The organism is Pantoea stewartii subsp. stewartii, assembly GCF_008801695.1.
GTDB lineage: Bacteria > Pseudomonadota > Gammaproteobacteria > Enterobacterales > Enterobacteriaceae > Pantoea > Pantoea stewartii.
Genome location: NZ_VZPF01000005.1, coordinates 28,546 through 38,305, shown reverse-complemented (window position 1 = coordinate 38,305; position 9,760 = coordinate 28,546). Strand labels below are relative to the sequence as shown.

Below are 9,760 nucleotides of genomic sequence, written 5' to 3'. Positions count from 1 at the left end.
GACTACATCCTCCGCTCGAAATAGATGTACTGGTTAACAGCGCCGATTGGCATTTCCAGTTTTTCGGCAATATCCCGGCGACTTACACCTTCGCAATGCAGCTCCCGCGCCAGCTCGATATCGGCCTGGCGGTATTTTGCTGACTGGTGGTAATCCCCGCGAAGGTACAGCCTGATACCCAGTTCACGGGCTTTTGCCCGAACTGCTGCACCCGATCTGCCAATCAGCCGACCGATGCTCCCTACAGTCATAGTTCCGGCACACTGGCGGATGATCATGATTTCTGCGCGAACCCATCTGCTCATGCCGCACCGCCTTCGATGTGGCGAAACCAGATACACACCGGGCCATCTTCAGTGTCGTGAATTGATCCGATAAACCAGCCTTCGCCGGCAGGTGGTTCTGGTTGCCATTGGGTGAACGAACCGTTAATTTCGTATTCAGCCTGAGCCAGCTCATAGCTACAAAAACACAGCTCGTCCATTGAGTATTCCAGCCCGTTAATGGCCAGCCACTCGTTAAATTCAGCAGCAGGAACACCCTCACGGTCTCCGCATAGCGCATCGAAAGCCGGGTGAGTCCAAAATCCGTATTCGTCGTCACGCTCTACAGGAACAGCGGTAATTGGAATCATGCTGTACGCTCCTGCTTTTCGGCTTTGAGTACCATGCGAGAGCCATCGTCCAACTCCCAGGTGATTTCTCCCCCTTCAGCCATAACCAGTTGCCAGACCAATTGTGCGGCCTCATTCGTTACGTCGCGTCCACGGTCACTACCGACACGCAGGCGACCTCCGCCTTCCAAATCGCGCATTTTTGCCAGCATGATGGTCTTTGTTAACGGAGAGAATCCGAGTTGAAGTTTTGCCGTGTTGCTCATTGGGCAGCTCCTTTTCTCTCGACTGCGAGACCAAGAAGAAACGCACTGTCATTTTTATGTTCGCTGCATGCCCAAAACACTTCATCATCACCACGAAAAATATCTACCTGTACCGTAGTTTTGAATTTCGCTACCGCACCACATCGACACTTAGCGGAGGTATTATTTTTCTTGGACAATACACCACCAATTCTTGGATATTTGCTCATGCTGCACCGCCTTTGACGTTATTTGCCCCTATTTTTGTCATTAGCTCGATTGATACCGTGGCACCCTTTGTCACCTTGAATAGAAGCGACTGGCAGAAAGGGCAGTTTGAAAACGTATCCCAGACCTCACTATCTGGTGCCTGGACTGTATGCAGTTTTTCCAAACACGATGGGCAGGTATACGCAACCAATGGTGTACCGTTCTCGTTTTCCCTATTTAGCCAGCCTTTATAAGCAAATAAGCGGTCTCGGTTTGCCCTAGTCATTAATTAGCCTCCAGCATTATTACGATTTCTTCCGGAGTTTCTTTCACCTTAATAACCTCGCCAGAAGCCATTTTTATCGCCGTATTACCCACGTAATAAAACGATTCAATGTGTTCAGACACGACATAAATCGGATCATGAACAACGCTGGTTTCCGGACCGTATTTACCTTCACGTTCTACGGTGCATAACTGATCAAGTTTGATAATTTTCATTTTCTGCTGTCCTTTAATTTTTGAGTTTTTCTTTCTGGTGGTTGCTCAACAATGCCGTGGTGCCGCCGGTACCCGTTCCGCATATGCCAGATGATTTCTTCGGTGTGGTCTTTGAAGTCATCGGGTTCTGTTCTTTTGGGGAACAAAAGGCTGCTGAATTCGTCGCTCATATCTCTGTCTCAGTGAGCGGCCATTGCTGGCCGCATCCGGGTTAACGCACCTGCAAAGTTGGTGAACCTGTTTCGAGGTGAGCGCCGGGTATTGATTTGAGCAATTCCGGATCTGGTTCTTCGCCGGCAGCGCGGGCCGCTGCGATTTTGGTGGCCAGCTCCTGCAATGCTTTTTTCAGTTCGTCGTTCTTCGGGGTTGTGACCACCTCCGTATGCGACTCGACAAACTCATCTGGCAGTAAATCCACATTATCGATCTTCAGGCTTACGCTGCCTTTGCGGGCCGTGAAGGTGTTGAGGGTGGTTTTAAAGGTGGTACGGTTGCTGGCTTGCAGACATTGCAGTAAGTAGCTTTTGAGTGCGTAAACCTGGCGTTCCCAGTGTTTTTTCCTTTCGCTAACCCGTGCTGCTTCTTTTTTGCAGGCTTCCGCTTTGGTATCGAATTCACGAACTTTAGCCATTACTGCGTCGAATTTGTCTTCAAGCATCCCCTCTATGCCTTCCAGCGTGTCAGCAATCATTTCAGGGGTAAGATCCCCGCCTTCCACGGCGAGGGATTCAAGCTTGCTGATCTCTAAAGCGAGGTCGATAGTACGGTTGCTCATGCTGCTTTCTCCTGCAATTTGGCGAGGCATTCGGATTTAACTTCTTCGAGGCGGCGCAGACGGCCCTCAAGATATTTGGCGTATTCCTGATCGTTGATTTCTTTGGCTGATTTCAGGTGAATACCAACTGTACGGGTCAGACTGCTGGCTATTTTCGAAACTTCATTCTGGGAAACAGCTTTACGCATCGTTTCGACGTTCTGTTTAAAGCGCTCGTCCAGTTCCTCGCGGATCCGGGTGGAGTCGTCCGCTTTTTCCGCGGCATCCTTAATGCCGAACTCAAGCACGCTTTCAGCTTTATATGCGGCGTCGTCGTAAAGACCGAGCCAGACATCAGCGGAGAAGCCGAGCATTGACAGGCATTTTTTTATTGCGTCGGTGAGCGACTTCTTATGCACTTCGCTATCGCAATAAATGCCGTTTTTGGTGGTTTGGCGGTATGGTGTTGAGCCAAAGTTTTCGACCGTCCCTTTTTCGCCGTCTTTGATGTACCAAAGCGCGATGCGCACATAGTGGTTCAGCTCGAAAAGCAGGGAGCCGTCGGCATCACGAAGAATGCGTTTCCCAACAAACTTGGTACCCTCAAAGATTTTTTCTGTGAGTGGTGCGCCTTCAACCATTTTGTCTTCGAGGATCGTCCATCCCCAACCGGTGCCAGCAGGGCCAAAAGATTCGGTGGCTCGCATAAACATGTATTCGGCATTAATGGAAGTGCCACCGAACCCGAGGTCGCCCATATCCTTCGTGTAACGAGGGTTGGTGCGCATAACGCTTTTCCAGAGTGAAAGGTTCTCGCTGTCACCGAGTTCTTTTTCAAGCTCATCTGCCCGAAGCACGAAAGCATCAGAATCCGGGGCTGCCTGTGGTGCTACTTCCGTTTTTTCGACTTCATTTGAGGCGCTGTTTTCATCGGTTTGCGGCTGCTCTGGCGCCAGCCCTTCAATGCTGAAACGACCATTACCGAGGTTATTTATACCGGGATGATCACTGCTGGCCTGCTGCTGAACTGGCGGAGCCTCTTTCAGTGCCTGGTATTCTTCTTTGGTGATCTCGATGCAGCCCTGTTCAATAACGGCTTCGAGTTTAGCCAGCTTGTTAGCACGGCCAGGCTGACCATCAGCGGTGCGATAGTAGAATGGCCCGGTACGCTCTACAGGTGGCGCAGTTTCCACCGTCCCCGTTGCTGACACATCATCAGAGTGTTGCGTCGCCACTGTAGAAGTTTCTGGCGATTCAGATTCCAGTGGGCCAGTTGATGCCGCCGTGTTCTGTTCGGTTTCATCGTCTTCGTTCTCCATCTTGCCGTGGGCTTTGAGGTATTCGGTGATGTAGCGTTTATGTGATTCCGGGAAGCGATATGCGTCGGTTGCCGGCACGTTACGGACCACGCCGAAAATGGTCGGGCGGTCGTATTTGAGAATGTTGGCCTGGGTGCGAAGCTGAATTGACCAGCGTTTAAAATCCTCGCGATCCTCTTTGATGATGCCATTCGCCCAACGTGTTACAGAGGGCTGCGGGGCGTTTGGATCTACATCACCCGCCCATAATGCTGTGGCAATTTCAACGTCCAAAGTGCTATGCGTGTGTTTATAGGGGCGTGGTACCACGACAGCAGATGGTTCAACAGCGTCAGTATCAATGGCGTCGATTGCACCTTCTTTTCGTTCTTCTTCGTGACTCTTCAGCCATCCAGCAAGTGCCGCTTTAATTTCCGGCCATTTCTTATTAGGGGCGCAGTTATCACGGATATACTGGATAGCTTCCAGAATGCGTTCCGGGTACATGGACACGATTGCCGGCATCTTGGAAATAGCGTCGGTAATATGGCTGTCAAACGTTGATGAGTCGCCCTGCTGCAATTCAATCGCGGCACCAAGCTGATCACTGGTGATTTCAGTCGTGTTGTATTTCACCAGTACTGCGACACGCACTGATGGCTGTAGCTTGTCAAAATCAACGGGGCTGGCCTGGACGTTCGCTACCGGGTGTCCCAGATCGTCGTCCCATTCATGTTCGAATAAAAAGGTTTCATCCCATTCTTCGGTAGGGCAGGGAATACCGTCCGCTTCGGCATACATACGGAATTCGAACTGAGAGTCGTCACCATCCGGAAAGGCTTCCATGAACAGCAGCGCTGCTTTCGCTTTTGCCTGTTTATCATTTACGGCCTCAAAAGCATGGGCGATTCGCATTTCGCCATTTTCTTCAGCAGATTCTTCAAGGCCAAACCAACAGCCAATATATTTAGACATTTTCACCCCCGTTATTTACGGTTTGATAAGTTTCATTTAATTTTTTCAGTACGTTTTCAGGTAATACGTACGGAAGGTTTTGTTTATCGCAAATCTTTAATTGGCTTATTACGTAAGTCGCCATTTCCTCTGTGGTGAGATAACCCTGAGCGATTAACTCGATAATCATTTTTTGCATTGCACTTGGCGCAATGCTTAATGTGATTTCATCACCGTTTGTCAGTGATAATTTTTTGAACGCGAGAGTAATATCCAATTTATGGCTCCTCATTTATCAGATTAAGCACTTAACAAATGCTTATGCTGATAAATGCCCCGCGCTAACGGGGCGTATGAATTAGTGTGTCCGTGAAGATGCAAGCCCGGCACTAAAGGCATTTTTATAAGCAGCATATGTACCGCTTTCTTTTTCAGCTTCGTGAAGCTGGATATGTACACTTGTCAGTTCATCAACAGCCTTGTGAACACAACCGTATTGACCGAGAACGTAGCCGCCATCGAGAACAACGGTTGTGTTTGATGGGGCAGTGTGAATTACTCCGGTAATAGAATCTTCACAATTGAACAACGCCAGTTCGTTATTAATGGCGGATAAACTGAGATTAATAATGCTGATGGTTTTCATATTCGCTCCTGAAAAAAGATTGTGGAATTACCTGCCGGATAAACGGCATATTAAAAAAGTGCAACTAACAACTATAAATCGCGGCTGGAATCAGACCCGCATACATCAACCTGAAACATAAAAAAAGAAACTAAACTAATCACTGCTGATGCCAGAATAATAAAGATGAATCCGGTTATTACTAAAACGGTCTCCATCATTAATACCCCGCTGGTGTTTCTTCTCCCTGATGAATTATTTTTTCAACAGGGTAGCAACTGCCTTCAATTTTTTGCTGATCCGCAGCTTTCAAGCATTCGGTGTAAGTCGGGAACACTTCAACCACGCTGTCCTGAACTTCCCCGGTCGTAAGATAAGTGGTCAGCACCAGAGCGAAGAGAGTTCCTGTCATAGGTTAAATCCGTATTTGACGTTGTCTCCAAGAATCCATTCATATGTGAATGACTCAATAGTCGCCTGCTGTTTGTCTGCATCACAGACGGTTTCATCGCCCTGAATTTCGTAGATACATTGCAGATCGCTAACTTTCACATCCTGATATTGCTTAACCATTGCCTATCTCCTGTGTTGTGCCCTTGTCGCCAGGCTGGCGGAACGTGTTATCTGAGAAATCACTGTGTGGTTTCGATGGACTAAATTTAGAATAACCTAAGATTTAGATCAATAGAAAAAATGTATAAAAACCTAAATCTAAGGGCGTAAAAAGTTAACCTTATGATTTTGAAGGTGTTTAAATTTCTGATGGGTGCGTAAAAATACCCGTAGAAAACGGGCTTTGGTGACGATAGTCGAGATTATTTTTTCTGGGAACGTTTACGAGCCTGAAGTAGTTCGTCAAAAAGACGACTGAAGTTTTCTACCCGTGCGCGTAATTCACTTAACTGGGCCTCTTGCTCAGATGCAGGGAGTGCATCGAACAGTTCGATCAGCTCTTTGTGTTGAGGAGATAACTCTTGGATCTGTGGCTGCACTGGTTCTGTAGGGGCTTTGTCGTCGTCACCAAACATCAGCCATGTTGGATTGCACTGAAGGGCCTTGCTTAGTCCGAAAAGCCGCTTGCCCGCAGGCTGTGTTTCATCTCGTTCCCATTGAGAAATAGTTACGTGAGCCACCTGGACCAATTTCCCTAAGGCAGCTTGAGATAGCTTTAATTCTTTACGCCTGCGTAGCAGACGGGAGCCAAAAGTTTCGTTTTGCATATTAGGTTATTCTAAATTTTCTTTACTTAGGTTTCTCTACGATCTAATCTTCTTAAGAAAACCTAAGGGAGAGAGTGAAGTGCTCAAAAGTGACGCAGTAAAATTTTTTGGTAATAAGACGAAATTAGCTATGGCCGCCGGGGTTAAACCTTCATCCGTGTCTGTTTGGGGGGATTTGGTTCCAGAGGGTAAAGCTATGCGCCTTCAGATCGCTTCTGGCGGCGTTCTGAAATATGACCCGATTGCATACGACCAATATAAGGCAAAGCGTAAAGGCAAAGTGAATCATGAAAATCAGTCCTCCGATTGATGTTGTTGCATCCGAACTGGAAGCATGGGCTCTTGAAGATGGCTGGAAAGCGGTAGGGATGGCCATAGCAGATCAATATCACGCCGATGGTGGGGGCGACATCCTCCCAGCAGTCGATACCGGTGATGGCCTTCGAAATGCGGTTCAGCGGGTAAAGCGTATTTTCAGGGGATTTGATGGCCCACGATATGCGCCGCAGGCAGAAAGTTTGAAAAGAGCCGCATTAGCTGCATTGCCGACAGAGCGAAGGGCCAGGTTATTACGACCACATAGCCCTGCCTACCTGGTAGCTGTGGCAACCAAAGAATTTGTTGATGCAATAAATGCCATAAATCTCGGTGCAGCGCCTACGGAAATATTACGTGAGGCAGACGAGGCTATTTCAGCAATCCGTGTAGCAGCTATGACTGCGGCAAGAGCAGGTATATCGCCAAGTTTTGGCATTCAGTAACGATGAAGTAACGCATTAAGCGTTACAAGTGAGTTTCATATATGGCTTCAAACTGGATCAAGGTAGAAGTAATTACACCTGATAAACCAGAGATTTTCCTTATCTCTGAAAAACTGAATATTGATCCTGATATGGTGCTCGGAAAATTAATCCGTTTATGGGTCTGGGCCGACCAACAGATCGCAATTAGTAACGCCGATAGCGTTACAGATTCGGAACAGATGGAGCGTAAGAGTAACGCATCTGTACTCAGTAAGATCGCAATAGACCGCATTGCTTTTATGCCTGGGTTTGCTGATGCACTCATCTACGCGGGTTGGCTTATTCAGGAAGGTGATTCACTTTTCTTCGTTAACTTTGAGAAGCACAACGGGAAAAGCTCTAAAAATCGGGCGCTTACAAATGAGAGGGTAAATAAATCACGTAATTTGAAACGCAATGGTAACGATAAAAGTAACGCTGTGAACGTTACACATTCGAATCAAAAAGCGTTACCAGAGGAAGAGGAAGAGGAAGAGGAAGATAAAGAATTAAAAGATCCCCCCATACCCCCCAAGGGGAAACCAGATGCGAAATCTGGATATACCCCTGAATTTGAGGATGCCTGGGCCAATTATCCCAAGCGAGCAGGGGGCAACAGCAAACAGGCGGCATTCAAGGCCTGGAATGCCCGAATTAAATCCGGCGTTCCAGTGCAGGATATGATCGACGGTGTGAAGCGTTACGCCGCGTATATTACGGCGACGGGGAAGCAACACACCGAATATGTTCAGCAAACAGCGACATTTTTTGGACGTTCCTGCCACTACGAAAACGACTGGCAGATCCCGAAATCTGGTGGAGCTTATGGTCGGGATGTTAACCAGCTATCGCAACCAGATAATTCCATTCCACCAGGCTTCAGGGGGTAGGCATGAAAAACGTTTCGGCTGGTGGCGCACTGGAGCGCCTGAAAAAACTTATCCCGGCAGGTGTTCAGCCGAAGTTTTCCAACGCTGAAGAATGGCGCCGCTGGCAGGATGAGGAGGGGCGAAAAAGGGCTGCGGAAGTGGACCGACTCAACCAGAAAGTCCGGGCCGACAAAATACTCGGGCGCTCAGGGATCCAGAACCTTCACCGAAACTGCACTTTCAAAAATTACGAAGTGAAAGGCGATGGCCAGCGCCATGCACTCAGTCTGGCGAAGAGCTATGCGATGAACTTTGGCAACGGCTTTACGAGCTTCGTGTTCAGCGGCAGCCCTGGTACCGGGAAAAACCATCTTGCAGCGGCGATAGGTAATTACCTGCTGGCACAAAACCGCTCTGTGCTCATTGTCACTGTAGCAGACCTGATGTTGCGCGTACGTGCTTGTTATGACGGAGGGCAATCTGAGGCCGCGTTACTCGACGAATTGGATCGTGTAGACCTGCTGGTGCTGGATGAAGTCGGGATCCAGAAGGGTTCGCAGCACGAGAAAGTTTTGCTGAATCAAGTTGTGGATCGCCGCCTGGCTGCGATGAAGCCTGTCGGGGTACTAACCAACCTGAATTATGACGAGCTGGCTGCCACGCTGGGCGAGCGCGTCGTAGACCGTCTGAAGATGGACAAAGGCATGTGGGTGAATTTCGTGTGGGAGAGCTACCGCAACAAAGTAACTCACCTGCGCTTAGTAAAATAAATTGAGGAAATATAGATAGATGGCTAATTCTTTTAAAAAAATGACCACCTCCGGTGTAATCAAGCGCCTGCATTCCGGCATGTTTATTCGTCTGGAAGATATTCACGTCAAAGACGGCTTCAACAAGCGTGAGAACGACGAACGGACGCAGCAGGCCGATGATGAGCTGTTTGAGTTTCTCGCCGCTGGTGGCCGTGTACCTGCGCTGGAGGTGATTCCGCGTGATGAGGGCGGTGTATGGATTGTTGAGGGCCATCGCCGCAGCAGGTGCTACCAGCGTTGCCGTGATGCGGGTAAACCGGTTGAGTTCATCAGCATCGTACCGTTCGAGGGGAATGACGTTGACCGCGTAGCGCGGATCATGACATCGAATAACCAATTGCCGCTGACTGCAATTGAACAGGCCGCTGTTGTGAAAGAATTGGCTGCGTTCAACCTGACGAAACAGGAAATAGCCCAGAAGGTGCATAAATCAGTGGCAACCATCGAGAAGCTATTAACGCTGGCGATGGCTAATCACGACGTTCAGCAAAGCGTGAAAGCCGGAGCAGTATCTGTGGATGTTGCCGTTGACAGGGTGAAAGAGCACGGAGAAAAAGCGGGTGAAGTACTGGAACAGGATAAAGCCATTGCCGCCGCAGCCGGAAAGAAAAAAGTTACCCGCAGCATCATCGCGCCCGAAATCAGTGTCAAGAAGGCTCGCCGGGCTGTTGAGTTATTGGCACTGGCGCTGATCAGTGACGATGGTGTGATCAAACTCGATGGGTTAGCGCTTGCCGAAGTCTTGGAAATAATCGACGAACAGAAAAAAATTGCGTCCGACCGAAGCAGGCTTGCGGCTTGAAAAAAAACAGAATTATCGCCAACTGTTGCGTTGAGGGAATGACAAGGTATGATTACGCCGGGTGCTTGAGACTTT

The 9,760-nt window shown here is 48.6% G+C and carries 18 protein-coding genes; 5 read left to right on the top strand and 13 right to left on the bottom strand.

Annotated features, from left to right (window positions below; translation table 11 throughout):
• Positions 1-2: 2 nt before the first annotated feature.
• From F7Q90_RS02360 to F7Q90_RS02305, 13 genes are all read right to left on the bottom strand, one after another.
• A complete protein-coding gene (locus F7Q90_RS02360; RefSeq protein ID WP_044241876.1) occupies positions 3-305 on the bottom strand; it encodes a DNA-binding protein in 303 nt (100 codons plus the stop codon).
• On the bottom strand, positions 302-634 hold the full coding sequence (locus F7Q90_RS02355) for a hypothetical protein (RefSeq protein ID WP_006118872.1): 333 nt from the start codon (positions 632-634) through the stop codon (positions 302-304). The genes F7Q90_RS02360 and F7Q90_RS02355 overlap by 4 nt, the downstream gene beginning before the upstream one ends.
• On the bottom strand, positions 631-879 hold the full coding sequence (locus F7Q90_RS02350) for a DUF7446 family protein (RefSeq protein WP_006118873.1): 249 nt from the start codon (positions 877-879) through the stop codon (positions 631-633). Before F7Q90_RS02350 ends, F7Q90_RS02355 begins: the two co-directional genes overlap by 4 nt.
• A complete protein-coding gene (locus F7Q90_RS02345; protein ID WP_044241877.1) occupies positions 876-1,088 on the bottom strand; it encodes a hypothetical protein in 213 nt (70 codons plus the stop codon). Before F7Q90_RS02345 ends, F7Q90_RS02350 begins: the two co-directional genes overlap by 4 nt.
• A 265-nt stretch (positions 1,089-1,353) precedes the next feature.
• Complete coding sequence (locus tag F7Q90_RS02335) at positions 1,354-1,569, bottom strand: hypothetical protein (RefSeq protein WP_006118874.1); 216 nt, start codon at positions 1,567-1,569, stop codon at positions 1,354-1,356.
• Positions 1,566-1,739 carry a hypothetical protein gene (locus tag F7Q90_RS26570; protein WP_156879133.1) on the bottom strand — a complete coding sequence of 58 codons (174 nt, stop codon included), beginning with the start codon at positions 1,737-1,739 and terminating at the stop codon, positions 1,566-1,568. Before F7Q90_RS26570 ends, F7Q90_RS02335 begins: the two co-directional genes overlap by 4 nt.
• Before the next feature lie 41 nt (positions 1,740-1,780).
• Entirely contained in the window at positions 1,781-2,344 is a 564-nt protein-coding gene (locus tag F7Q90_RS02330; RefSeq protein WP_006118876.1) for a siphovirus Gp157 family protein, read from the bottom strand.
• Positions 2,341-4,596, bottom strand: coding sequence for an exonuclease family protein (locus F7Q90_RS02325; protein ID WP_006118877.1), 2,256 nt, complete (start codon positions 4,594-4,596; stop codon positions 2,341-2,343). Before F7Q90_RS02325 ends, F7Q90_RS02330 begins: the two co-directional genes overlap by 4 nt.
• A complete protein-coding gene (locus F7Q90_RS02320; protein WP_006118878.1) occupies positions 4,589-4,852 on the bottom strand; it encodes a hypothetical protein in 264 nt (87 codons plus the stop codon). The genes F7Q90_RS02325 and F7Q90_RS02320 overlap by 8 nt, the downstream gene beginning before the upstream one ends.
• 81 nt (positions 4,853-4,933) lie before the next feature.
• On the bottom strand, positions 4,934-5,221 hold the full coding sequence (locus F7Q90_RS02315) for a hypothetical protein (RefSeq protein WP_044241882.1): 288 nt from the start codon (positions 5,219-5,221) through the stop codon (positions 4,934-4,936).
• Between the two features lie 199 nt (positions 5,222-5,420).
• A complete protein-coding gene (locus tag F7Q90_RS02310; RefSeq protein WP_044241885.1) occupies positions 5,421-5,612 on the bottom strand; it encodes a DUF1482 family protein in 192 nt (63 codons plus the stop codon).
• Positions 5,609-5,773: a hypothetical protein gene (locus tag F7Q90_RS26565; RefSeq protein ID WP_006118880.1), complete on the bottom strand. Its 165-nt coding sequence runs from the start codon at positions 5,771-5,773 to the stop codon at positions 5,609-5,611. Before F7Q90_RS26565 ends, F7Q90_RS02310 begins: the two co-directional genes overlap by 4 nt.
• Before the next feature lie 242 nt (positions 5,774-6,015).
• On the bottom strand, positions 6,016-6,420 hold the full coding sequence (locus F7Q90_RS02305; protein ID WP_044243758.1) for a helix-turn-helix domain-containing protein: 405 nt from the start codon (positions 6,418-6,420) through the stop codon (positions 6,016-6,018).
• A 79-nt stretch (positions 6,421-6,499) separates the two neighbouring features.
• Here F7Q90_RS02305 and F7Q90_RS02300 point away from each other — a divergent pair, with 79 nt between their 5' ends.
• Genes F7Q90_RS02300 through F7Q90_RS02280 form a run of 5 tightly spaced genes read left to right on the top strand, consistent with a single transcriptional unit; the run spans position 6,500 to position 9,685 of the window.
• Entirely contained in the window at positions 6,500-6,730 is a 231-nt protein-coding gene (locus tag F7Q90_RS02300; RefSeq protein ID WP_044243761.1) for a Cro/CI family transcriptional regulator, read from the top strand.
• Positions 6,708-7,181, top strand: coding sequence for a toxin YdaT family protein (locus F7Q90_RS02295; protein WP_044243763.1), 474 nt, complete (start codon positions 6,708-6,710; stop codon positions 7,179-7,181). Before F7Q90_RS02300 ends, F7Q90_RS02295 begins: the two co-directional genes overlap by 23 nt.
• Positions 7,182-7,222: 41 nt before the next feature.
• Positions 7,223-8,092 (top strand): hypothetical protein, encoded by an 870-nt coding sequence (locus F7Q90_RS02290; protein ID WP_006122503.1) that lies wholly within the window; start codon positions 7,223-7,225, stop codon positions 8,090-8,092.
• Positions 8,093-8,094: 2 nt separating this feature from the next.
• Positions 8,095-8,841 carry an ATP-binding protein gene (locus F7Q90_RS02285; RefSeq protein WP_006122504.1) on the top strand — a complete coding sequence of 249 codons (747 nt, stop codon included), beginning with the start codon at positions 8,095-8,097 and terminating at the stop codon, positions 8,839-8,841.
• A gap of 19 nt (positions 8,842-8,860) precedes the next feature.
• Positions 8,861-9,685 (top strand): ParB/RepB/Spo0J family partition protein, encoded by an 825-nt coding sequence (locus F7Q90_RS02280; protein WP_082999211.1) that lies wholly within the window; start codon positions 8,861-8,863, stop codon positions 9,683-9,685.
• Positions 9,686-9,760 lie beyond the last annotated feature (75 nt).